Below are 23636 nucleotides of genomic sequence, written 5' to 3'. Positions count from 1 at the left end.
ATGGCGCACTATATAATCAGACACCGTCTGATTTTATCCCCCCAAACAAAAGCAGACTTATTATTTAAGCCGTGCGATCACAATTGCAATAGGATTGCTGAATGACGTTAAAACTCGCCTTCAACTTATCGTTTTCAGATCTATATGACGCCCCATCATTGGTGCGCGTGGACGATGCGTTTTTGGGCGCATTGCATGCACTTGATGGGGATTTATCCGCACGTTTGCTGGCCGCTCGCCAAGCCCCGGACCAACTGGATGACAAGGCCGAATCTGATTTGCTGTTGGAACTGGCGCCGCATCTTGATGCGTTCATCGCTCAGCTTTTTGGCATTGAGAACGAATTGGCTGCATTGGCGGGGCGTCATACGGCCCTTGAACCTTTGTATACGTGCAAACGCTTGTTTGTGCAGCGCCGGGCCTTGAAGGGCAAAACCCTTGAAGACGCTGAGGCCTTGGACGGTTCCGTGTTGGCCCAAAAATTGGCTCCTTTTATGGGGGGTGCGCTGACCCAATTCAGTTTTGCCGAAACCGTGATGGCTTGGTTGGAAGACGAAGCGGCCCATGAAGATGAAATCCAAACTGCCTTGGATTATGCCGTATGGGCAACGCTGACCCAGGCCGGACGTACGCGGCACGCGACGGATGTTTTGTTTCGTCAACCGTCCAAGCTGGATTATGGCCATTTGGTCCACACCGACACGGTTGAGGTCGCGGGCCTTACGGCTGCGGAATTCGCCCCTCAACGCCATGTGCATCGGGATGGCTTTAAACTCACAGATCCAGGTTGCGATTTGGTGGGGGCACTGGATGAAGCCCACTACTGCGTGCTGTGCCATGACCGGGGCAAGGACAGTTGCCGACGGGGGATGAAGGACAAAAAGACCGGCGGTTTTGCCCACAATGCGTTGGACGTCGAAATTGCGGGCTGTCCGCTGGATGAAAAAATTTCCGAAATGCACGCGGCCAAAATCAATGGGCACGCGGTTGCTGCGCTGGCGTTGATCACCGTGGACAATCCCTTGTGCGCCAGCACCGGACACCGCATATGCAACGACTGCATGAAAGCGTGCATCTATCAAAAGCAAGATCCGGTGAACATTCCCCAGGTCGAAACCCGCGCCCTGAAAGACGTTTTGGAACTGCCCTGGGGGTTTGAAATCTACAGTCTGCTGACGCGCTGGAATCCCTTGAACATTCACCGCCCGCTGCCAAAAACGGGCAGCGGCTACGCCGTGTTGGTGGTGGGGTTGGGTCCGGCTGGGGCGGCGCTCAGTCATCAGTTGATGAACGAAGGCCATAGTGTGGTGGCCATTGATGGGGCGAAAATTGAACCCTTGGACTCAAGTTTAAGCGGCATTTCGCCCTTGGGCGAACGCACCGCGTTCGACCCGGTGTTCGACATAAACGACATTCGCGAAGACCTGGACGACCGGATCATGGCCGGTTTTGGCGGCGTGGCCGAATACGGCATTACGGTGCGGTGGGACAAAAACTTTTTGAAAATCACCCGCCTGCTGGTGGAACGTCGAGCCCGGTTTCGCATGTACGGTGGAGTGCGCTTTGGCGCGCAGATCACCAAGGACCAAGCCTTTGAGATGGGTTTCGACCACATCGCGTTATGCATGGGGGCGGGTAAACCGACGGTTTTGGACATCCCCAACAATTTGGCGCGGGGCGTGCGCCAGGCGTCCGATTTTTTGATGGCCTTGCAACTGACCGGGGCGGCCAAGGCCGACAGCTTGGCCAATTTGCAGCTGCGTCTGCCGGTCGCCATAGTCGGCGGCGGTCTCACCGCCATCGACACGGCGACCGAAGCCTTGGCGTATTATGTGGAGCAGGTGGATAAGTTTTTGGCCCGCTATGACGTCTTGGAAGCCCACTTGGGGCGCACCAAACTGCGTGAACGGTGGACCTTGGAAGACAGCGAAATCGCCGATGTGTTTTTGGAGCATGGCCGCGCCATCCGCTATGAACGCGCCAAAGCCAAAGCGGAACATCGCGCCCCCGAGCTGGTCAAATTGCTCAACGCCTGGGGCGGGGCGACCATCGCCTATCGCCGCCGCCTGGTGGATGCGCCCAGCTACACCTTGAACCACGAAGAAATTGAAAAGGCGTTGGAGCAAGGCATTCGTTTTGTCGAATTGGTATCGCCCAGCGCCGTTGAAGTCGATGAGCACGGCTGGGCTTCGGCTCTTAAGCTGGAGGTTCAAGAGATGGGCGAAGATGGTCGCCTTCTGAGCAGCGGCAAAATCGTTCGCTTGCCCGCACGGGCGGTTCTGATTGCCGCGGGCACCCAGCCCAATACGGTGTTGAGTCGCGAACACCCGGACTTTGCGGCGTTGGACGGCAAGTACTTTCAGGCCGTGAACAGTTCTGGACAAGCGGTTCAGCCCCAACGATCCGGCAAGCCCGAAGGGGTGAACATTTTGATGAGTGCGACGGCCGGGCGCTCCATGAGTTTCTTCGGTGATCTGCACCCCAGCTTTGCCGGAAACGTGGTGAAGGCTATGGGCAGCGCCAAACAGGGCTATCCGTTTGTGGACGCGGCCTTGCATCAAGCCCCGCCCAGCACCGTGGCATTTGCGGATCTGGTTGGCGAGATGGACCGGGGCCTGATCGCCACCGTCGTTAAGGTGGACCGCTTAACCTCCAACATCGTCGAAGTCATCATCAAGGCGCGCTTTGCCGCCCAGGCGTTTCAGCCGGGACAGTTTTTCCGGCTGCAAAACTTTGAGGCCTTGGCTGACCGGAAACGCGGCACCCGCATGGCCATGGAAGGTTTGGCCCTGACCGGGGCATGGGTCGATGAGGCGCAAGGGCTGGTGTCCTTGATCGTGTTGGAAATGGGTGGGTCTAGCAATCTGTGTGCGGACCTGCGCACGGATGAGCCGGTGATTTTGATGGGCCCGACCGGACAGCCGACCGAAACGCCGGGCGGTGAAACGGTGGTTTTGGCGGGCGGCGGACTGGGCAACGCGGTGCTGTTTTCCATTGGCCAAGCGTTTCGCCGGGCAGGCTCCAAAGTGCTTTATTTTGCGGCCTACAAGGGCATCAATGATCGCTACCATGTGGAAAACATCGAAAAGGCCGCCGACACCATTGTGTGGTGCTGCGACCACGCGCCGGGGTTTGCGCCGGGACGCAAAGGCGATTTCAGCTTTACGGGCAACATTGTTGAAGCCATGCAGGCCTATGCATCCGGCGAATTGGGCGCCACGCCCATTGCCTTGTCGGCAGCGGACCGCATCGTCGCCATCGGATCTGACATGATGATGAAGGCCGTCAAAGAGGCTCGCCATGGGGTGTTGAAAGACTGGCTCAAACCCGGCCACATTGGGCTGGGGTCCATCAATTCACCGATGCAATGCATGATGAAGGAAATCTGCGGCCAGTGCCTGCAGCGCCATGTGGACCCGGAAACGGGCCAGCAAAGCGTCGTGTTCAGCTGCTTCAACCAAGACCAGCCGTTGGATTTGGTGGATTTCGTCAGCCTCAATGCCCGCTTGCGGCAAAATGGGGTGTCGGAAAAGCTCACCGCGAAATGGATTGAATATTGTCACGCTTCCCCAAAATGCGGTGGTTGACGGTGAAGGCCTGGAGACGTACCTTTCGGCCTCTTTATCTTTAACCCTGAATGCGGTGAAAACCATGCCTTTCCAACCTGAACTCGAGCGCTCACTTGCCCATGAACTCGCAGGGCATGCAAATGCGTGGCCCTTTGTCGAAGCGCGTGCGTTGGAAAAACATTTGGGCGGGAAACTGCCCGAAAAAGGTTATGTTTTGTTTGAAACCGGATACGGTCCGTCGGGCTTGCCGCACATCGGCACGTTTGGCGAAGTGGCGCGCACCACCATGGTGCGCCGGGCGTTTGAACTGCTGACGGGCATGCCGACGCGCCTGTTCGCCTATTCCGACGACATGGATGGCCTGCGCAAGGTGCCCGACAACATCCCCAACAAGGACATCATCCGTCCCCATCTGGGCAAGCCGCTGACGCAAATTCCCGATCCCTTCGGCACCCATGAAAGCTTCGGTCATCACAACAATGCTCGGTTGCGCGCGTTTTTGGACAGCTTTGGCTTTGAGTATGAATTCAAATCCGCCACGCAAGAATACAAAGCCGGACACCTGGACAAAACTTTGCTGAAGGTGTTGCAGCACTACGATAAGGTGATGGAAATCATGCTGCCGACCTTGGGCGAAGAACGTCGTGCGACCTATTCGCCGTTCCTGCCCGTGTGTCCTGAAACGAACGAAGTGTTGCAGGTTCCGGTGGTCGAACTGAAGCCGAATGAGGGCACCATCGTTTACAAGCGCGAAGACGGCAAGCTGGTGGAAACCTTGGTGACGGGCGGCCTGTGCAAGTTGCAATGGAAAGCCGATTGGGGCGGACGTTGGGACGCTCTGGACGTGGATTATGAAATGTCGGGCAAGGATTTGATCGACAGCGTCAAGCTGGCGACGCGCATTTGTCGCACCCTTGGCGGCAAGCCGCCTTTGAACCTGACGTATGAATTGTTCTTGGACGAAAAAGGGCAAAAGATTTCCAAGTCCAAGGGCAACGGCTTGTCCATGGAAGACTGGCTGCGCTACGCCACCCCGGAAAGCTTGAGCCTGTTCATGTATCAAAAGCCCAAGACCGCGAAGAAGTTGTTTTTCGACGTCATCCCCAAAACCGTGGATGAATATCTGGCGCACTTGGCCAGCTTTGGCGACCAAGAAGAAAAAGACCAAATCAACAATCCGGTGTGGCACATCCATGGCGGCAAGCCGCCGATGCCCGAAGCGCATGGTCTGGGCTTCAACATTTTGCTGAACTTGGCCAGCGTGTGCGGATCGGACGACAAAGCGGTGCTGTGGCAATACATCAGCCGCTACCGTGCCGACGCAACGCCGGAAAACTCGCCGATCTTGGATCAGTTGGTGGGCTATGCCATCAACTATTACACGGACTTTGTGAAGCCCAACAAAAACTATCGCGTGCCCACCGATCAAGAACGCGCCGCGCTGGTGGATTTGGCCGCAAAGCTGGGCACCAAGGCCGCAGACACGTCTGCCGAAGACATCCAAACGGAGGTCTACGAAATCGGCAAGACCCATGGTTTTGATAATCTGCGCGACTGGTTCAAGGCTTGCTACGAAGTGCTTCTGGGCCAAGAACAAGGCCCCCGCATGGGCAGCTTCATCGCGCTTTATGGGGTCAGCGAAACCGTGGCGTTGATTGAAAAGGCGCTGGCGGGCGAAGACCTTTCGGCTTAACCCTATAATCTGACCTTAACCCCTAAAGCGCGTTACGAAAGGCGCGTTACTGGGCTGCCCAGATGATGCGCGCGATCCATTCGATGTCCGAAAGGGGGAATTCGCGGTCTTCGTGGGCGGGGTTGAACGAGCTGAGCTCGATGCGTTGTGCCGATTGGCGTTTGAGTACCTTCGCCATCACTTCGCCGTCGCGGGTTTTGACCACCACCCGGTCGCCGCGGCGCACGCCGCCTTCGGGTGAGACCACCACAATGTCGCCGTCACGAAAGACCGGCTCCATACTGTCGCCGGCAATTTCCAGCGCAAAGGCGTGCGGGTCGGTGGAGCCGGGGAACGAAATCTCATCCCAACCGCCCCCGGTGGGATAACCCGCATCATCGAAATAGCCCTGCTTGCCCGCTTGGGCAAAGCCGATCAGCGGCACGTTGCGCGGCGCAGGGTTTGTGCCGTTTTCAACGTACGAGATAAATTCCTGCAAGTTCGCGTTGGTGGCTTTGAGAATCTTGGAAATGCTTTCCGTCGACGGCCAGCGCAGCTTGCCTTCGCTGGTGACGCGTTTGGACTTGTTGAACGTGGTGGGGTCTAGGCCGGCCTTGCGCGCAAGACCAGATGCCGACAGCCCATAAGCCGCCGCCAATTTATCCACCGCTCTCCAAACATCACCATGATTTAGCATGGGAACATTGTCTCATTGAGGCGACCGGCTGTCATTAGGAATAAATGAACTAAATGTATTGACATAGGAAAATAAGTTCACATAAATAGAACATAACAAGAACAATTTTCCGGTTATAAATTTAGGAGTGTAGCCATTGGCCAGATTACGTCTTATTCCCAAACCCATTTCGGTCAAAAATGTGATTCCCTTCAAAGACGCAGCCGAGGCGTGGTTTTGGTATGTACGCGCAGAACGGTTGCGCCGCGAAGGAGTGCGTTTCAGCGATACGGACTCCGGATATACGCGCCCCTGTTTGCCCGATGACATCTATTGCGCGGTTATGCGTCTGCGGGCGCGGCGGCTCATTGGTGCACAGCATCTTAAAGTTTTGGCGGAATTCGGATGGCGTGAAAGTCCACCGGATTCCCGCGTGTCTGGTGAAGAAGGAAGCGTCATTTTGTGGAATGACGCGCTGGACAGGTTGACAACGCCATTGAAGGAAAAAGGTATCGTGAGTCGGGAAGATGAGCAGGGGGTGCACATTTGCCATGAATTATACTGATATAAATCAATGTGATAATATTCGTGTGGATGATGCCCAAGGTCTTGCGCAAACGCCTCGGCGGGCGCTGGTGGTGTTTAGTGGAGCTTCTGACCTGAAGTGGTTGCGCTGGCTCAAGCCTGGATACCGTCATTGTTTTGCCTTGGTGCAAAGCAACGGCTATTGGGTCATGTACAATCCGCTGTCCATCGGCACCGAGGTCGAGGTGTGGCCGTGCGATTACGAAGTCTATTTGCGCACATGGCTGGCGGAGCAAGGCTACCTGGTCATTGAACAAACCGTGCGGCCTTTGTATCCCAAGCCCCTGCCGTGGGCACCTTATAGTTGTGTTGAGGCGGTGAAAAGAGTGCTGGGTTTGCGCGCGCCGGGCGTGCTGACGCCATGGCAACTGTATCGATACATAAAAAAATAACATAAAAGGAAAATAATCCTTGACTTATGCATCATGAAGGGATATAAATCCTCTTAACGACAGGGACCAGTGTGTCCGGAGCCAGCCCAGGGTGAAATCCCTGGGCTTTTTGTTTGAACAATTCAGGAAAAGAAGGAGACCGATAATGGGTGGATTAATGGGGGGCTCTCCGGCTCCCGCACCGATTTCGACCCCGGCCCCGTTTGTGGATACCCAGGCGGCCACTGAGGCGCAGCAGCGTCTCGACGCGATGGAGCGCAATCGTCGCGGACGCAACGGAACCATTCAGACGTCTGAACGGGGCTTGGTGCAACTGAACGCCAGCGCGCCGAAAAAGAAAAACTTACTGGGAGAATGACCATGGCGGACCTGACACCGCTCTCTGTGATCCAGAGTTATCAACGCGCCAAAGACAGGCGTCGAACTTGGGAATCGCATTGGCAAGCCTGGTGGTCATGGCGGCTGCTTACCGTTTGTTTTTAGATGATCCAGTACATGTGCATCCTGTGTTTTCCAGCTCGCTTGTTTGGCTTAACGGTTCTCCTCATCGTTCAGGTGATTTATCATCTGATCAGACGTGATGGGTCAAAGTTTCGAAAGCATATCTTCGTTTTGATGGGCGCCTTAGCCGCTTTGGCTGCTTGTGCCGTTGTTGATGCGCCAACGTTGCTGTACGCCACGTGAAGAGAAGGCGAGCGGAACAAAAAACGACGCTTCGATGTGAAGCGCCGTTTTTGTGTGGGAGGTCTTGAAGCCTTAGACCGATTTCCGCGTCGCCTTGATGTGTGCCAGCACTTCGCGGGCGGCGGTGGGGATGTGGGTTCCGGGTTCAAACACGGCGGCGGCGCCGGCTTGTTTGAGGAACGGGTGGTCGCGTTCGGGGACCACGCCGCCGACGATGATGACGATGTCGTTGGCATCGCGTTTTTTCAGTTCCGCAATCAGTTCCGGCACCAAGGTTTTGTGCCCGCCCGCCTGGGTGGACACGCCGATCACATGAACATCGTTTTCAACCGCTTCCTGGGCGGCCTCGGCAGGGGTTTGGAACAGCGAGCCCACATCGACCTCAAAGCCCAAATCGGCAAACGCGGTGGAGATCACCTTGGCGCCGCGGTCATGACCGTCTTGGCCCATCTTCACCACCAGCATGCGCGGGCGACGACCGCGCTCGGCGGCAAACGCTTCGATTTCTCCATGGGCCAGAACATAGGATTCATCGCCTTTGAGGGCCGCACCATAGACACCGGTGATGGTGCGTGTGGTGGCCTGATAGCGGGTGTAAACGGATTCCAAAGCGTCGGAAATTTCCCCCACCGTGGCGCGCACGCGGGTGGCTTTGATGGCCAAGTCCAGCAAGTTGCCGTCGCCCGATTTGGCCGCGTCTGTGAGCGCGTTCAAGGTGGCGTCGACGGCGCTTTGATCGCGGCTGGCGCGGATGTCTTTTAAGCGTTTGATCTGGGATTCACGCACCGCTGAGTTATCGACTTCCAGCAAATCGATGGGGTCTTCTTTGTCCAGGGTGTATTTGTTGACCCCGACCACGACTTCTTCCAGGCTGTCGATGCGCGCTTGCTTGCGTGCTGCGGCTTCTTCAATGCGCATTTTGGGCAGGCCGGTTTGCACAGCTTTGGTCATGCCGCCGACGGCTTCGACTTCGGCAATCAACTTGCGCGCTTCATTGGCTACTGAGTTTGTCAAGCTTTCTACGTAAAAGCTGCCCGCCAGCGGATCGACGACTTTGGTGATGCCGGTTTCTTCTTGCAGCACCAATTGGGTGTTGCGCGCGATGCGGGCCGAAAAGGGGGTCGGCAAGGCCAGCGCTTCATCCAAGGAATTGGTGTGCAGGCTCTGGGTTCCGCCCAACACCGCCGCCATGGCTTCGACCGTGGTGCGGATGACGTTGTTGTAGGGATCTTTCGCCGTCAGCGACACGCCCGAGGTTTGGCAGTGTGTGCGCAGCATTTTGGACCGCACGTCTTTGGGCGAAAACTGTTCCATCAATTCCGACCACAGCAAGCGCGCGGCGCGCAGCTTGGCGACTTCCATGAAGAAGTTCATGCCAATGGCGAAGAAGAACGACAGCCTGGGCGCAAAGCTATCCACATCCATGCCTGACGCGATGGCGGTGCGCACGTACTCGATGCCGTCGGCGATGGTGTAGGCGAGTTCTTGCACGCACGTCGAACCGGCCTCTTGCATGTGATAGCCGGAAATGGAAATCGAGTTGTAGCGCGGCATGTGTTCGGACGTATAACCGATGATATCTGAAACGATGCGCATGCTGGGTTCGGGCGGATAGATATAGGTGTTGCGCACCATGAACTCTTTGAGGATGTCGTTTTGAATGGTGCCGGACAGTTTGGATTGATCAACGCCTTGTTCTTCGGCGGCGACGATGTAGCCCGCCAGCACAGGCAAAACGGCACCGTTCATGGTCATGGACACGCTCATCTCATCCAACGGAATGCCGTCGAACAAAATTTTCATGTCTTCGACGCTGTCGATGGCCACACCGGCTTTGCCGACGTCGCCGGTCACGCGCGGGTGGTCGGAATCATAACCCCGGTGGGTGGCCAGATCAAAAGCGACGGACAGACCTTTTTGACCGGCTTTGAGGTTGTTGCGATAAAATTTGTTGGACTCTTCGGCGGTGGAAAACCCGGCGTATTGACGAATGGTCCACGGCCGTCCAGCGTACATGGTGGCGCGCGGTCCGCGCAGGAAGGGCTCCATGCCGGGCAGCGAATTGACCTGCTCAATGCCTTCTAGGTCTTCCGCCGTGTAAAGCGGCTTGACGGCGATGCCTTCGGGCGTGTTCCACACCAGATCCTCAGCGGTTTTGCCACGGAGTTCTTTGCTGGCCAGTTCGTTCCACTTTTGGAGGGTCGGCTTGTCGCTCATATCCCAGATCCCCAAATCCTATATACGCGTTTATCCATGCCGCATTCACCCCCATGAACGGCCCCGAAGGTGTGAGTATACCTGTGCCTTGGTGCAGTGCGAATAAAAATTTTGCACCTGCGAAGTTCGATATATGGCCAACGGACGGCGACAAACTTATCCACAAGATATTGTGTCTATGGTGGTGCAATTTTCCGAAATGTTGATATTATGCCTCCAGCGGCACATACAAGTTGTCGTGCATATTCGGATATATTCACAAGGGGTTTAGGTTCATATTGCGCCGTTGAGATCAAAACTCGGGCGTTTTGGGCCAAAGATAAGCGGAGAAGACGATGAGTGACGCCACCAGTGCCGTTGAATGGACGCCAGATCGCATCAAGGTTTTGATCGCTCTTTGGGAAGAGGGATTGCCGACCAGTGAGATTGGCCGCCGCTTGGGCGTAACCAAGAATTCTGTGGTGGGCAAAGTACACCGTTTGGGATTGAAAAAGCGCCAGTCGCCCATTCGTCAAACGTCTGTGACGACGGCTCAGCCGAAGAAAGTTAAGAAGGCCCCCACGCCTTCACCGACGGCGGCGACGCTGCCATCGGGCGATGTGGTGCGCTTGGAAGAGCTGACCAATGCCATGTGTTGCTGGCCGGAAGGCGAGCCGGGCACGCCGGAGTTTCATTTTTGCGGAAAAGCTTCCGTACCCGACAAGCCCTACTGTGACGCCCATTGCGCCCGGGCTTATGTCAAAGTTTCAAAAGACAAAAAACGTATTGTTTCCGGTTCTGTTGCGCCAAAGGTGAGCAACGACACCGAAGCGGCCTAAGTCTTTAAGGCCACACGTCTTTCTCCTTGTGCTTTTGGATGATGCGCTTTGCGCCTTGTCTGGGGTACAGCCTCAAAAGGCCCTCAAAATGGCCCGGTGTTCCGGTCGATTTTGGGGGCTTTGGCTTTTTTCCGTTTATGCAGAAAGTTCGAGCACGCCGTCGCTTTGCAATTGGTTGGTGACCTCGATCAAGCGGATCACGGCATCCCCCAGGCGGTCTTCGTCAATACCGTCAACAAACCGGAATTCCAAATCTTCGGACATCATCTTGTGTTTGCGTTGGCTCATGTTGTCGAACATTTTGGCGTGCAGTTGGGTGTCGTTTTCTGTGCTTTTGAGAAAGATCAAAAGATCGTCGTCTGCGACACTCAAGATCAGTTTTTGCAGTCCGGGATCGTTTGCCGTTTTGAGACGCTCTGCCAAATCGTGGGCTTCTTCAGCGGGGGGGACGGTTGAAATGGCGCCAGGGGTGAGGGCTCGGACGGCCTGCATCAGCAACACTTTGACATCTTGCGTGGTCAAAGTGTGTGTGGTCTCGTCAAGAGAGACGGCGTAGACCCCATTTTGTGCTTTTTTTACGCTGATTTTCATACCTGGATGAAACACCCCTTATGTCTGTTCCCAAAGCTTCTCATAGCCTTGCAAGTTTAACAAGAGGTTGGGTTTGTGATTTGAGGCAAAAAAAGCGGAGCCTTAAGGCTCCGCTTTTGATGTTTTTTGCGCAGTGGTGAGGCTTCTCAGCCCGCATTCAGACGTTTCACCAAATCGGCCAAAACGGCATCCGTGCGCTCATTTTCAATTTGGCAGGTACCCGCATTGGCATGACCGCCGCCGCCGTATTCCAGCATGACAGAGCCAATGTTAACGGTGTTGGTCCGATTGAGGATGGACTTGCCAACCGCGAGGATGGATTTTTTGCCGTTCGCTGTTTTGGTTATCTGAATAGAAACGTTGCATTCTGGATAGATGGCGTAAACGGTGAAGCGGTTGCCGGCATAAATGATGTCTTCGCCGCGCAGGTCCAAAACCACGACATTGCCGTCGACTTTGGCGCAGTTGCGCATTTGAAGTTCAAATTTTTCTTCATGCTCAAGATAAAGATGCGTGCGTTCTTCAACATCGGGAATGTCGAGGATTTCTTCCACCGGATGATGACGGACGTAGACCATCATATCTTTCATCAGCTGTTCATGGCTGATTTCGAAATCTTCAAAACGCGACAGACCCGTGCGGGGGTCCAAGATGTAGTTCAGCAGCGTCCAGGGTTCCGGTGCCAAAATGTCTTCTTCGGTGAACTGCGCACTGTCGGCGCGATCCACGGCTTCCATCAGTTCATCAGGGATGTTCGGAAACGTGTCTTTGCCACCAAAGTAATTGTAAACCACGCGCGCAGCAGAAGGCGCGTTCGGGTCGATGATGTGGTTTTCATGCGGACCAACGCGCTCGGTTTCGCTGACGTGGTGGTCGAAGCACAGGTGCACGCCGTCCACGTAGGGCAGGTTGGTGGTGATGTCGTTTGAGGTGATTTTCACCAACCCATCTTGCATGGCTTTGGGTTCAGCGAAGGTTACGTCTTCGATGAGGCCCATTTCGATCATCAAGCCACCGGCAACGACTCCATCGAAGTCGGCGCGGGTCACAAGGCGGTACTTTTTATCGTCTGGCATGGTGATGATTCTCTATATATCCGCTTTATATACGCTTTGTCACACTTCGACCTAAGTTCAAGGGACTTAAGTTAAGGTGTAGACACCCCTCTGTCCTGGGACAGGCTTAAACTTGTCTGTTACGCCCAAGACGGTTTCTGCACCGCCAAGGAAGAGCATTCCATCCTTCGGCATCAACTTTGCGATGTTATCGAGGACTTTTCCTTTGGTTTCGGCGTCAAAGTAGATCAGAACGTTACGGCAAAAGACGATGTCGTACGCGCCCAGCATTTTAAGGTCATCGAGGAGATTCCAGTACTTGTACTGGACCATCGATTTGATCTCGGGTTTGATTTCCCAAGTTTCATCCTTTTTGTCGAAGTATTTCAGCAGCAATTGGATCGGCATGCCGCGTTGGACTTCGAATTGAGAATACATCCCCGCGCTGGCTTTTTTGAGGATGTCGTGAGAAATGTCGGTGCCCACGATATCGAGCTTCCAGCCCGATAGTTTTGCACTCAGTTCCTTGAGCACAATGGCGATCGAATAGGGTTCTTGGCCCGATGATGCGGCCGCGCACCAGATGCGCAGGTGTTTTTTGGCTTGGCGGTCGGCAATGAGTGGCGGCAACACTTCGTCGCGCAGCAGATCAAACGGTTTGATGTCGCGGAAAAAGAACGATTCGTTGGTGGTCATCGCTTCGGTGACTTCAACGATCAGCGCTTCTTCGCGCCGCGTGCGCATTTGAGCAATCAGCTCTTCAAGACCTTTTAGCCCCCGCTGTCGCGCGACAGGCATCAGTCGGCTTTCCAGCAGATAAGCCTTATCAGGTGTCAACACCAGCCCGGACCGACCTTTGATCAGCTTGCTGATAAATTCAAAATCTTCGGGGCTCAAGTCTGATACTCCGTGACAGGCAAAAAGATCATGGGCCGTTAAATGAGGCCCACTTGTTGGAACTTGGCCTGAATGATGTCCGAATCGAACGGCTTCATGATGTATTCGTTCGCTCCAGCGATCATAGCTTCTTGGATATGATCTAAATCATTTTCCGTGGTGCAAAAGACCACGACAGGTTTGTCCCCACCAGGTGTCTGGCGTAGAGCTCTGAGAAATTCAATGCCATCCATGACCGGCATGTTCCAATCCAGCAGAACGGCTTCCGGCATTTTGGCCAGACAAGCGTTGAGGGCTTCTTGGCCGTCGGCGGCTTCTTCGGTCGCAAATTCGAGTTCCTGCAAAATTTTGCGGGCGACCATGCGAATGACCTTGGAATCGTCAACAATGAGACAAGTTTTCATTGCGAATAAATCTTCTTTCCAGGAGTTCCCTAGGAGCAAAAAAAGTATTGAAAGTTGGGTCGTATCTTTCAAACCACGAAGTGTATGTCTTCTTAGAGAAGAACGTATAAGAAATAGCCTTGGCAACAATAAAGGGCAAAGCCCCTGAATTCGCAAGCCGAATCTGCATACAATTCACAATCTTTTGCATTAGATGCATTCGATTGGCGTTAGACGTACCCGCACATATGCAAAATATCTAATGTTTTTAGCCCGCTTTTGCGCAGTTCGCAAAGCGTTTGAGCTTTGTCACGCTTTGCCAAGCGTCGCCCATCGTCGCCTAAGAGCAATCCGTGATGATGATAAGCCGGGGTGTTCAGATCTAAGAGCTTTTGCAGCAGCCTGTGGATATGTGTGGCGGCAAAAAGGTCCTCACCGCGTGTGACCAAGGTGATGTTTTGCCGATGATCATCCACGCTAACGGCCAAGTGATAGCTGGTGGGGGTGTCTTTTCGGGCCAACACCACGTCGCCAAAAATTTCCGGACGTGCCTTGATTTCCCCCTTGCCCAGGTCCGTCCAGGTCAAGGGACCAGCCATTTTCAAGGCCTTGTCCATATTGAGGCGCAGGGCATAGGGGGTGCCCGATTCGATCCGTTGTTGTTGCTCCGCGCCCGTTAGATGACGACATAGACCTGGGTAAATGGGGCCGTCCGGTCCCGTTGGAATCAGGTGCGGCGCACCGTTGGCAGCTTCGATTTCAGCCCGAATGTCGGCGCGGGTGCAAAAGCACGGATAGAGCAAGTCTTGACGTTTAAGGACCTCCAACGCGGCGGTAAAGTCGGCCAAACCTTCCGATTGCCGGCGCACAGGGGATTCCCAGTCCAATCCCAGCCACGCTAGGTCTTCATAGAGCGCTTCTTCAAATTCCGGGCGGCAGCGCCCTTGGTCGATATCTTCGATGCGCAACAAAAAACGTCCGCCCGCCGATTTGGCGGCGCGATGCGCAAACAACGCCGCATAGGCGTGACCCAAGTGCAAAAATCCGGTCGGACTGGGCGCAAACCGGGTGACGACGAGGCCTGGGGAGGGGGCGGGGTTGAGGTCGGGGTTCAAACCGAGTCCAAGATTGGAGGGAAAAGGTGATTTTGTCATGCCTCTAAGATGAAAGCAAAGCGCGCCTTCCGCAAGGAAAATGCCGACCTTTTTCGACCTCCGCGCCGCAAAGCAAACGGCAATTGGCGACGGTCAAGGCCGTAGCCATCTTCGCAATTTACGTCTATCAATGCATTGGGAATGAGATGTAAAGGCTTCGAAATGGTGAGACGATTTCTTTATCGCCATCAAAGCCGTAACGACGTCATAAGCTTGTTGAAGGCAGGCTTTGGTGCGGCGTTGGCTATGGGCGTTATTGGTTTTTTTGGGCAGTTGAGTGATTTACCGTTTTTGATCGCCCCCTTTGGGGCGTCTTGCGTGTTGTTGTTTTCGGTCCCCAGCAGTCCTCTTTCGCAACCCATGAACGTGATCGGCGGACACATGGTCGCCAGCGCGCTTGCGCTTGCGCTCAGGACGGTATTGCCCCCCGAATGGTGGGCAATTTCTTTGGTCGTGGGCTTGGCGATTGCGGTGATGGCGTTGTTGCGGATCACCCATCCGCCTGCAGGCGCGGACCCCGTGGTGGTGTTTTTGGCCGATCCGGGGTGGAGTTTCCTGTTCGTGCCGATTCTCGCGGGTTGCATGGTGATGATCGGCATCGCCACGCTGGTGCACATGATCCCCAAGCGCACCATTTACCCGTTGGTCCTTCAAGATGTTTTGCAGGAGAACAGCCAAGACCCAAAAAAGCCTGAACGGTAATATTCGGTGTAAAGTTTTGGTAACGATCACCATATATAGTCAACTTAAGGAAACAGACTGGGGTTATTTGGAGATATTTTGTGATGCAGGTCCATCGCTTGTCTCAAACTGTTGAACGTCCGCAAGCGCTTCGGTGTCCATCGACGGCGTTGCGGATGGCAGGTCGGTTTTCCCCAGGGGGCTTGAGGGCATCGATGAGGTCATCCTCGTCCACCCTCACGTCTATTCCCTCTGGTTCTGTCCAAGCTCGCGTTTTCGCGGGCTTTTTTGATGGCCGCAGACCTCAGGGCTTATATGGACAAGGAGGGCGCGCATGAGCGGTCTGCAAACCCTGGTGCTCAACGCTGACTATCGGCCCCTGTCTTACCATCCGTTGTCCCTGTGGTCGTGGAAGGATGCGATTTCGGCGCTTTTGTTGGACCGGGTCAATTTGGTCGAAACCTATGACAAGGTGGTGCATTCCCCCAGTCTTGAGATTCGGGTGCCGTCGGTGGTGGCGCTCAAACGCTATGTCAGCTTCAACGGTCGGCCGGCGTTTACCCGCTATAACATCTATTTGCGCGACAATTTTAGCTGCCAGTACTGCAACACGACCTTTTCTGCGCGCGAATTGACGTTTGATCACGTCATGCCCAAGTCCCGTGGCGGCATGACGGAATGGTCCAACGTGGTGGCGGCGTGTTCGCCGTGTAATTTGAAAAAGGCCAACCGCACCCCTGAAGAAGCCGAAATGCCTTTGATTCAAGAAGCCTTGGAGCCGTCGGTGCGCAGACTCAACCAGGTGGCGCAGCGTCTGCCCACCTCTGACGTGCACCACAGTTGGCTCGATTATCTGTATTGGGACAGCGAACTGGAACGATGATCTCAACGCGGTCATTTGGTGCCGCTTTCAGCCCGCTTCAATTTCCTCAAAACCCCTTGCGTCCGGCGCTTTTATGCGTATAGTGCGCGCTTCGAACTCTTCCCGGGAATGTGGATGGTGCCCTTCGTTGGCAGTCTTCCCGCCCTCCGGCCCTACAATTGGGGAGCGGATGGGACTACTGGGACAACAAATAACGTACTGAAAAGTAAGGTAGAATTATCATGTCGAAGCGCATTCGCTCGAAATACAAAATTAACCGCCGTTTGGGCGTGAACCTTTGGGGTCGCCCGAAATCTCCGGTCAACACCCGTGAATATGGCCCAGGCCAGCACGGTCGTCGTCGTTCCAAGCCCACCGATTACGGTACCCAGTTGATGGCCAAACAGAAGCTCAAGGGCTACTATGGCAACATCTCTGAAAAACAGTTCCGCAAATATTATGCCGAAGCTGTGCGTCGTAAGGGCGATACGTCGGAAAACTTGATCGGTATTTTGGAAAGCCGTTTGGACGCCGTGGTCTACCGCATGAAGTTCGTGCCGACCGTGTTCTCGTCCCGCCAGTTCGTCAACCACGGCCACGTCCGGGTTAACGGCCAGCGCGTCAACATTCCGTCGTTCATGGTCAAAGAAGGCGATGTGGTCGAGATCAAAACCGGCTCCGAAGTGATCCCGATGGTCATCGAAGCGCTGAACTCTGCCGAACGCGAAATTCCTGACTACATGGACGTCGACGTGAAAAAGGGCAAGGGCACCTTCGTGCGCATCCCGAAATTGGAAGACGTGCCGTATCCGGTTCAGATGGAACCGAACCTGGTTATCGAATTCTATTCGCGCTAACACACATAACCAATTCAGCAGCTTCACGCTGCGACACGGTTACGAGAAAACTGCTCAGCACACGGTGTTGGGCAGCTTTTTTTGTTGGTGGGCAGGATGGCAAATGACACGAAACATAATTATATTGCGATAGCGAATGAGTTGCTTAGCACTGTAAGGGAGCGACTTTGTATCCCGTGTGCTGAGGGTGGAGAAAATTTAAAGAAAGTGGATTTGGAAAATCCATTACAGTGCGATTGCGTATGCGAAAAGGTTGAGGTGATGCTGACTGCGGCTAAGGGCATTATTGCCGACAGTGACAATGATTAACGCTTTAATGAGCGTTATAAAGCGTGGATACAGCGTGACTTAATATAAGGGCGCTGTATTTTTTTAATCGTGAACACAACTATAAGGCAATAATATTACACATAGCACACACATTAAGGGATTGAGTGTTATGGGCGCTGGACAACGAGAATACGAACTGCGTGGTGGCAGAATTATTTTACACACACGAGCAAGCGATAGGCACGGCACGTGGCAGTGTAGGTTGCGGCTTGGCACAGGGCGAACGTTGATACGACGCAGCACACGAACGACAGATTTGGCTGAGGCGAAAAGAACTGCTGAAGAGCTATATGACGAACTGAGTTACAAGCAGAAAAATAATGAGCTGTTGAGGGATAGGACGTTTAAGCAGCTTGCGGATGAATATTTAAGGAAAGCGGAACGTGAAACGATTGAAGGACGATTAAGCAAAGGTAGGTTGGGGCTGGTTGCGGGAACGTTGCGAAGATATTTAGTTCCGTTTTTTGGCAAACGATTATTGAACGAGATAACGGCAGCTGATTTTAACGAATACGATGATTGGCGTTTGGATTATTGGACACGAGGTTACGGGGCGGAAAAACGTGTCGCTACGTGCGCCAAAACGCCCAGTGCGAAAACGCTATTGATGGAACAGGGAATATTGAGGCAGGTGCTGAAATACGGACTTGAGCTTGGGCTATTAAAGCATATGCCGTTTATGCGCACGAAAACGGCAAAGACGAACAGGCGAAGTGCGTTTGACGTGGGAGAGTATGCGAAGCTGATAAGGGCAGCACACAGACGTGCTGAGCTTGAGCAGCATTCACGTGTTAAGCGAGACAGAAAGCTGTTGGAATTATATTTACGTTTGATGGTTGGCACGGGCTTGCGAGTTGGTGAGGCACGAGGGCTGAAATGGAGCGACGTTGAATTTATTAATACGGGAAACAGGAAACAGACGGAGACGCTGCGTTTATGGGTGGATGGCAAAACAGGACGAAGAGCTGTTATTGGCACACGAGCTGCGAAACAGACGATAAAGAAGCTGCTTGGATTTTACGAATTTGAAAATATTGACGCAGCACGACTGACGGGAACTGCGTTGTTTACGAAGGTGAGCGGGAAAGCACGACATACGTTTGAGCTGGGGTTTAAGGCGTTGTTGGATGAGACGGGGTTGACGTGGGACAGATATAGCAAGCGACGGACGCTTTATAGTTTAAGACACACGTATGCGACGTTTAGGCTGCTTTATGGTGGAACGGACATTTATTTATTGTCACGAAATATGGGCACAAGCGTTGAGATGATTGAAAAGCATTACGGACAGGTGCGAACGACATTGGCTGCGGCTGCGTTGATTTAAGCGATATATTTTAAATCGACATTTTGAGAGACGATGCTATGCTATTACAATGGAAATCTGTCTTGAAAAACAGTAACTGACGATTATTTACAATTATTATATATAATTTACTTCATATTTTATGGTATAATACATAATAGTAAATTATTTTATACTATAAATATTGATATGAGACTGAGCGAATTTATAAATGGCGGTGCTGGCTGCGGCATATTGAAGAGACTTGAAGCTGGGCAGGCTGAAGCTGACGCACACGCAGTGCGGCTTAAGCAGATACAGAAAAACATTAAGAGCGATGAGGCTGCGATGCTGAAGATGGCGACGCAGGATGAGAGTTACGTTGGCGGCGTGAAAAATGACTATGCGCTTGCGGATAAATTGAAGCGGCTACAGAAGCAGAACTTGGCGCAGGTGGTATGGCGGCACAAGCGTTTGGTGGCAACGGATGAGCAGCTGGAGAATTTATACAGACGCTTGAAACGAAAACAGCACGAGCGATTGATGAAGCACAAAATTAGACGCTGAAAATTTTTTGGATAAATAAATTAGAAAACTAAACGCATTTAAGGGCATTGAAATTTTATGGGACAGACATTTACACGCAGCGAAACGCAAAAGGCATTGGTTGACTGGTTGGGTGAGCACGATTGGGATATGGCTGGAACATTTACGTTTAGGCAAAACGTGAGTGAGCAGCAGGCACGAAAATTATTTAGACATTTTTGGAATAGGGTGGATAGGGCTGTTTATGGCAAAGCGGCGCAGCGACACGGCAAGCGTTGCGAGCGGGTATGCTTTATAGAAGGCACGGATACGGGAAATATACACTGGCATATAATTGCGAAGGCGAACGAGCGCAGAGACTATAGGTGGCTGCGACAGATTATGCTGATGACGTGGGAAGACATAAATTTTACGGGCACACAAAACGAGATTAGACGCACATACGATAATGAAGGTTGGGCGAGCTATATAAGCAAGCGAATTAAGACGTTTGACGCAGATGCGTGGGACGTAGGGACAACGCATATTACTGGTTAATAATCGAATATGTAGGCGCTTGTTAGGGTGTTTGGCGATAATACGCTGGACGCTTTAGTGTATAGTATTGTTAAATTCATAATAACATTCACATTAAATAATAACTACTTACAACGGTGTTAAATAATACATAACCAATTAAATTACTAAAGAATACATTTATTAGGAGGTGTTTGATGATGGCGATTTTAGATGAGGTTTATAATGACTTGTTGATTGAGGACGCATATTTAACGGAGAAAAAATTTAGCAGGGACTACTTGGGGAAATGCGACACGTATTACGCATACTTGAAAAGCAGCGGAGCGACAGCGAGCGCAGGGGCATTGATTAATTTATGGCGACGACTGAATTGCGACAAATTGGCTTGCGAACGACGATTGGCAACGACGGAAAACAGCTACTTGCGAAATTTAACGGCAGATTGGCTTGAGCGTTTTGACAAGCTGGAGCGCAGAGTTAAGGATGCTATTTTATTAGGTTGAGGATTTAGATTATTAGGTTGCGAAATTGAAAGACGGCATTACGCTTGTTTTACAGAGACTTAAGGAGAGTTGAAATGAGCGTGATGCGAAAACTGAAACTGACTGCTGAAAAGCGTGGGGAAAATACAGAGACGGCTGAGCAGCAGATGCGGCGTAGGCTTGTTGAACACTTGGACGAACAGCTTGAGTTGGCTGCGGCTGAGTTGCGTGGGGAAAAGCTGGTGAAGACACGGCAGATTTACGTGACAGCTGAAAATGGCGAACGGGTGACGCAGAGAATAGAGCAACGCTTGCGAAAATGGTATTGGCGCAACGTTGATGGCAACTGGTTTACGGAAGTGCGGTATGGAAATAGGGCGCTGAAATTAAGCGGCGAAAATACGGCGATTGAAGTTGGCGAGAAGGAAAAGCTGGCTGAGGTTATTGGGATGCTGAAAGACGCTGTTATGGCTGGGGAACTGGACAAAGCACTGGCTATGGCGAAGAAAGAACGGATGGCGACGTTGCGAAAAGGCTGATACGGAAAAACGACTATTTACGGCGCACGTTATGGGTATACACTGGTGGGGTGCTTACAGCTTTTAGGTGCTGAAAAAGCTATATGGAACATAACATTATCCGTTTTATATATGCTATTCGCGCTAATTCGCGCCGAAATCAGACGACACGAAACCAGCATACAATACAAAAGGCCGCTCCCGAGGGAGCGGCCTTTTTTGTCATTGTCAGGAGGGAATTGGTCAGAGCGGTTAGTTGTGATCCGAACCCAACGGATCGAAATCGCTTTTGACTTCTTCTATGGCGATCCCCATCAGGCGTTCCAGTTCTGTGCGCAGACTGGCTTCGCTGACAGTGACGTTGTGGGTCTTGAAATCGCCCATGACCTTACGGATCACATCTTCGTCACCGACTTCTTCTAAATCAGAAATCACAACGGTTCTTGCGTAAGCCGCGGCATCCGTGTCGGTCATGCCCATTTTTTCGGCGGCCCAAAGGCCTAAATACTTGTTCCGACGCGCCTGCGCCTTAAACAGCATTTCACCTTCGAGTTTGAATTTGGCTTCGAAGCTTTTTTCGCGGTCTTGAAAGCTATCAGACATGTAATGTCCTTTTGAGTCGTGTGTCGTAACTTACGTATTAAGACGCCAAACTTGTGTGTGCCCAAAAGCAGAGGCAGTCTTAAAGGTGAGGAGGTCCTTTAGAGTATATATGTGGGGCCGCACCCAGGCACAACGACCCCTTAATTCGCGCGGGCAATGTGCCAGCTTGCAAGACAAAGGGAAAGGTTTTTTTCGGGGCAAAGCCACGATACACTAAGCCTTATGTGCACAGTTGTCGTATTGCGTCGTCCAAACCATCCTTGGCCTTTGATTTTGGGGGCAAACCGCGATGAAAACGCGGGCCGCGCGTGGCTGCCTCCGGCCCGCCACTGGCCCGATCGCGACCATTTAGTGGCCGGTTTGGATCAGTTGGCCGGGGGCACGTGGCTGGGCGTGAACGATTACGGGGTTATGGCGTGTGTGCTCAATCGTCCGGGAACCCTGGGGCCGATGGCGAACAAACGCTCACGAGGCGAATTGCCGCTGGAAGCCCTAGAGCACGCCGAGGCCTCGGTCGCCGCGGAAGCCTTGGCCTTTTTGGACCCAGATGCCTATCGCCCGTTCAACATGGTGGTGGCCGATGTGCGCGATGCCTACTGGATTGCGTCCTTTGAGGGGGCGCGGAAAATTCATGTCGAACCCCTTTTGGACGGGGTGTCCATGTTGACGGCGCACGATTTGAACGATGAGGAGCACTCGTCCCGCCAGCGCTTTTATCGCCCTCAATTCGAAGCCGCAACGCCGCCCGATCCCGAATCGGGCAATTGGCAAGATTGGCAGCGGCTGTTCGAAAGCCCCAAAACGGAGCCGGGTGGGGGGCCAGAAAGTGCGATGCTGATTCAGTTGGAAAACGGTTTTGCAACGTCTTCGAGTTCTCTGATCGCCATTCCAAAGCCTGGGAATCCTGAGGTTTCGGCCATTTGGCGCTTTCGCGGCGGCCCGGTGGGTGGGGCTGTGTGGGAAAATGTGACCTTTTGATCCCCGCAAACGTGTGAAAAGCCGTTTGAGAACGTTGTTTTGCCGTCGTCCAAGTGGTATATCAGCCCCTTCTTTACGACGTCCCACTCCGTGGCATACGGGGAAAGGGCATCCGGGCCTCGCGTTTTGAGGGCCCTTCGTATCCTTGGCGCGTCATCCTTGGCGCACCATCATTGGAAAGCAGATATTATGGCCAAACGCAGGCAGCTTTACGAAGGCAAGGCAAAAGTGATCTTTGAAGGTCCTGAGCCGGGAACCGTGGTCCAGTACTTCAAGGACGACGCCACCGCCTTCAACAACAAAAAGAAGGGCACCATTACGGGCAAAGGTGTGCTGAACAACCGCATTTCTGAGTATCTGATGCTCAAATTGGCGGATATCGGCATTCCCACGCACTTTGTGCGCCGCCTCAACATGCGCGAACAATTGGTGCGGGAAGTCGAAATCATTCCCATCGAGGTCGTGGTGCGCAACATCATCGCGGGTTCGCTGGCGAAGCGTTTCGATATGCCCGAAGGCACGCCGTTGCCGCGCTCCATCGTCGAGTATTATTATAAAGCCGACGAACTGGACGATCCGATGGTGTCTGAAGAACACATCACCGCGTTTGGCTGGGCGACTCCGCCCGATCTGGACGAAATCATGTCCATGTCTCTGCGCATCAACGATTTCCTGACCGGGCTGTTCCTCGGCATCGGCATTCGTCTGATCGATTTTAAGCTGGAATTTGGCCGCGTTTGGGAAGAAGAGCAAATGCGCATCATCCTGGCGGACGAAATCAGCCCCGACAACTGCCGTCTGTGGGATATGAATACCAACGAGAAGATGGACAAAGACCGCTTCCGTCGCGACTTGGGCGGTGTGGAAGAGGCTTATCAAGAAGTCGCCCGTCGCCTCGGTATTTTACCCGAATCGGGTCCCGGCGATATGCCCGGCTCCGACACGATGCAGTAACCTCCCTCACATCAGGCCGGGTCCCCGAAGAGGAGGCCCGGCCTGAAACGTTTAAAGCTCAACTTGCAAACGAGAGAACCCATGAAAGCCAAAGTTCACGTCACCTTAAAAAACGGCGTCCTCGACCCCCAAGGCAAAGCCATCGAGCACACCTTGGGCTCACTGGGTTTTAAGGGGGTCAAGCAGGCCCGCCAAGGCAAGTTCATCGAACTGGATCTGGCCGAGACCGATGCCGACAAAGCCCGCGCCCAGGTGGATGAGATGTGCAAAAAGCTGCTCGCCAACACGGTGATTGAGAACTACACCATCGACATCGAAGGCTGAGTGT

At 53.3% G+C, this 23636-nt stretch carries 26 protein-coding genes; 17 read left to right on the top strand and 9 right to left on the bottom strand.

Annotated elements, in window-relative coordinates:
* Positions 1-101 precede the first annotated feature (101 nt).
* Both BEN30_RS07295 and BEN30_RS07290 read left to right on the top strand, forming a co-directional pair.
* Positions 102-3587, top strand: coding sequence for an FAD-dependent oxidoreductase (locus BEN30_RS07295; protein WP_069957683.1), 3486 nt, complete (start codon positions 102-104; stop codon positions 3585-3587).
* A gap of 64 nt (positions 3588-3651) precedes the next feature.
* Entirely contained in the window at positions 3652-5262 is a 1611-nt protein-coding gene (locus BEN30_RS07290) for a lysine--tRNA ligase (RefSeq protein WP_069957787.1), read from the top strand.
* Positions 5263-5308: 46 nt separating this feature from the next.
* Here BEN30_RS07290 and BEN30_RS07285 read toward each other — a convergent pair whose 3' ends face one another.
* Positions 5309-5938 (bottom strand): S24 family peptidase, encoded by a 630-nt coding sequence (locus tag BEN30_RS07285; RefSeq protein ID WP_069957682.1) that lies wholly within the window; start codon positions 5936-5938, stop codon positions 5309-5311.
* Positions 5939-6074: 136 nt separating this feature from the next.
* Between BEN30_RS07285 and BEN30_RS07280 the strand changes: the two genes are divergently transcribed.
* The 3 genes from BEN30_RS07280 (at position 6075) to BEN30_RS07270 (ending at position 7252) form a co-directional block, all read left to right on the top strand.
* Positions 6075-6482, top strand: a complete 408-nt coding sequence (locus BEN30_RS07280) for a hypothetical protein (RefSeq protein WP_069957681.1) — start codon at positions 6075-6077, stop codon at positions 6480-6482.
* Positions 6469-6894: a hypothetical protein gene (locus BEN30_RS07275; protein WP_245649012.1), complete on the top strand. Its 426-nt coding sequence runs from the start codon at positions 6469-6471 to the stop codon at positions 6892-6894. Before BEN30_RS07280 ends, BEN30_RS07275 begins: the two co-directional genes overlap by 14 nt.
* 145 nt (positions 6895-7039) lie before the next feature.
* A complete protein-coding gene (locus BEN30_RS07270) occupies positions 7040-7252 on the top strand; it encodes a hypothetical protein (protein WP_069957679.1) in 213 nt (70 codons plus the stop codon).
* A gap of 398 nt (positions 7253-7650) precedes the next feature.
* Here the strand turns inward: BEN30_RS07270 and scpA are convergent, their stop codons facing one another.
* A complete protein-coding gene (gene scpA / locus BEN30_RS07260; protein ID WP_069957677.1) occupies positions 7651-9795 on the bottom strand; it encodes a methylmalonyl-CoA mutase in 2145 nt (714 codons plus the stop codon).
* 335 nt (positions 9796-10130) lie between these two features.
* On the opposite strand from scpA, the gene BEN30_RS07255 reads away from it, so the two are divergent.
* On the top strand, positions 10131-10613 hold the full coding sequence (locus tag BEN30_RS07255) for a GcrA family cell cycle regulator (RefSeq protein ID WP_069957676.1): 483 nt from the start codon (positions 10131-10133) through the stop codon (positions 10611-10613).
* A gap of 135 nt (positions 10614-10748) precedes the next feature.
* On the opposite strand, the gene BEN30_RS07250 is transcribed toward BEN30_RS07255, so the two are convergent.
* From BEN30_RS07250 to gluQRS, 5 genes are all read right to left on the bottom strand, one after another.
* The gene (locus tag BEN30_RS07250; RefSeq protein ID WP_069957675.1) at positions 10749-11204 is read right to left on the bottom strand and encodes a FliG C-terminal domain-containing protein; all 456 of its coding nucleotides are present in this window, start codon (positions 11202-11204) and stop codon (positions 10749-10751) included.
* A 146-nt stretch (positions 11205-11350) separates the two neighbouring features.
* A complete protein-coding gene (locus tag BEN30_RS07245; RefSeq protein WP_069957674.1) occupies positions 11351-12280 on the bottom strand; it encodes a DHH family phosphoesterase in 930 nt (309 codons plus the stop codon).
* A 66-nt stretch (positions 12281-12346) separates the two neighbouring features.
* On the bottom strand, positions 12347-13156 hold the full coding sequence (locus BEN30_RS07240; protein ID WP_069957673.1) for a CheR family methyltransferase: 810 nt from the start codon (positions 13154-13156) through the stop codon (positions 12347-12349).
* Between the two features lie 38 nt (positions 13157-13194).
* Complete coding sequence (locus BEN30_RS07235) at positions 13195-13560, bottom strand: response regulator (RefSeq protein ID WP_069957672.1); 366 nt, start codon at positions 13558-13560, stop codon at positions 13195-13197.
* Between the two features lie 209 nt (positions 13561-13769).
* On the bottom strand, positions 13770-14654 hold the full coding sequence (gluQRS, locus tag BEN30_RS07230) for a tRNA glutamyl-Q(34) synthetase GluQRS (protein ID WP_069957786.1): 885 nt from the start codon (positions 14652-14654) through the stop codon (positions 13770-13772).
* Positions 14655-14855: 201 nt separating this feature from the next.
* Between gluQRS and BEN30_RS07225 the strand changes: the two genes are divergently transcribed.
* Complete coding sequence (locus BEN30_RS07225) at positions 14856-15395, top strand: HPP family protein (RefSeq protein WP_170826987.1); 540 nt, start codon at positions 14856-14858, stop codon at positions 15393-15395.
* A 63-nt stretch (positions 15396-15458) separates the two neighbouring features.
* Here the strand turns inward: BEN30_RS07225 and BEN30_RS19105 are convergent, their stop codons facing one another.
* A complete protein-coding gene (locus tag BEN30_RS19105; RefSeq protein WP_281201830.1) occupies positions 15459-15587 on the bottom strand; it encodes a hypothetical protein in 129 nt (42 codons plus the stop codon).
* A 121-nt stretch (positions 15588-15708) separates the two neighbouring features.
* Between BEN30_RS19105 and BEN30_RS07220 the strand changes: the two genes are divergently transcribed.
* The 7 genes from BEN30_RS07220 (at position 15709) to BEN30_RS07185 (ending at position 20794) form a co-directional block, all read left to right on the top strand.
* The gene (locus tag BEN30_RS07220) at positions 15709-16257 is read left to right on the top strand and encodes an HNH endonuclease (RefSeq protein ID WP_069957671.1); all 549 of its coding nucleotides are present in this window, start codon (positions 15709-15711) and stop codon (positions 16255-16257) included.
* 221 nt (positions 16258-16478) lie between these two features.
* Positions 16479-17093 (top strand): 30S ribosomal protein S4, encoded by a 615-nt coding sequence (gene rpsD, locus BEN30_RS07215; protein ID WP_069957670.1) that lies wholly within the window; start codon positions 16479-16481, stop codon positions 17091-17093.
* 586 nt (positions 17094-17679) lie between these two features.
* Complete coding sequence (locus BEN30_RS07205) at positions 17680-18750, top strand: tyrosine-type recombinase/integrase (RefSeq protein ID WP_245649011.1); 1071 nt, start codon at positions 17680-17682, stop codon at positions 18748-18750.
* Positions 18751-18918: 168 nt separating this feature from the next.
* Positions 18919-19275 (top strand): hypothetical protein, encoded by a 357-nt coding sequence (locus tag BEN30_RS07200; RefSeq protein WP_069957667.1) that lies wholly within the window; start codon positions 18919-18921, stop codon positions 19273-19275.
* 57 nt (positions 19276-19332) lie between these two features.
* Positions 19333-19791 carry a rolling circle replication-associated protein gene (locus BEN30_RS19305; protein ID WP_069957666.1) on the top strand — a complete coding sequence of 153 codons (459 nt, stop codon included), beginning with the start codon at positions 19333-19335 and terminating at the stop codon, positions 19789-19791.
* Positions 19792-19967: 176 nt separating this feature from the next.
* Positions 19968-20276 carry a DUF6626 family protein gene (locus BEN30_RS07190; protein WP_069957665.1) on the top strand — a complete coding sequence of 103 codons (309 nt, stop codon included), beginning with the start codon at positions 19968-19970 and terminating at the stop codon, positions 20274-20276.
* A 74-nt stretch (positions 20277-20350) separates the two neighbouring features.
* Positions 20351-20794 carry a hypothetical protein gene (locus tag BEN30_RS07185; protein WP_069957664.1) on the top strand — a complete coding sequence of 148 codons (444 nt, stop codon included), beginning with the start codon at positions 20351-20353 and terminating at the stop codon, positions 20792-20794.
* Positions 20795-21025: 231 nt separating this feature from the next.
* On the opposite strand, the gene BEN30_RS07180 is transcribed toward BEN30_RS07185, so the two are convergent.
* Positions 21026-21376 (bottom strand): DUF1476 domain-containing protein, encoded by a 351-nt coding sequence (locus BEN30_RS07180; protein ID WP_069957663.1) that lies wholly within the window; start codon positions 21374-21376, stop codon positions 21026-21028.
* 222 nt (positions 21377-21598) lie between these two features.
* On the opposite strand from BEN30_RS07180, the gene BEN30_RS07175 reads away from it, so the two are divergent.
* From BEN30_RS07175 to purS, 3 genes are all read left to right on the top strand, one after another.
* Positions 21599-22354, top strand: a complete 756-nt coding sequence (locus BEN30_RS07175) for an NRDE family protein (RefSeq protein ID WP_069957662.1) — start codon at positions 21599-21601, stop codon at positions 22352-22354.
* 189 nt (positions 22355-22543) lie between these two features.
* Positions 22544-23308, top strand: coding sequence for a phosphoribosylaminoimidazolesuccinocarboxamide synthase (gene purC / locus BEN30_RS07170; RefSeq protein WP_069957661.1), 765 nt, complete (start codon positions 22544-22546; stop codon positions 23306-23308).
* Positions 23309-23389: 81 nt separating this feature from the next.
* Positions 23390-23632, top strand: coding sequence for a phosphoribosylformylglycinamidine synthase subunit PurS (gene purS, locus BEN30_RS07165; protein ID WP_069957660.1), 243 nt, complete (start codon positions 23390-23392; stop codon positions 23630-23632).
* The last annotated feature ends 4 nt before the right edge of the window (positions 23633-23636 follow it).

The sequence above is a fragment of the Magnetovibrio blakemorei genome (assembly GCF_001746755.1).
Lineage (GTDB): Bacteria > Pseudomonadota > Alphaproteobacteria > Rhodospirillales > Magnetovibrionaceae > Magnetovibrio > Magnetovibrio blakemorei.
The sequence above is the reverse complement of the archived record's forward strand: the minus strand, read 5'-3'. Positions and strand labels throughout refer to the sequence as shown.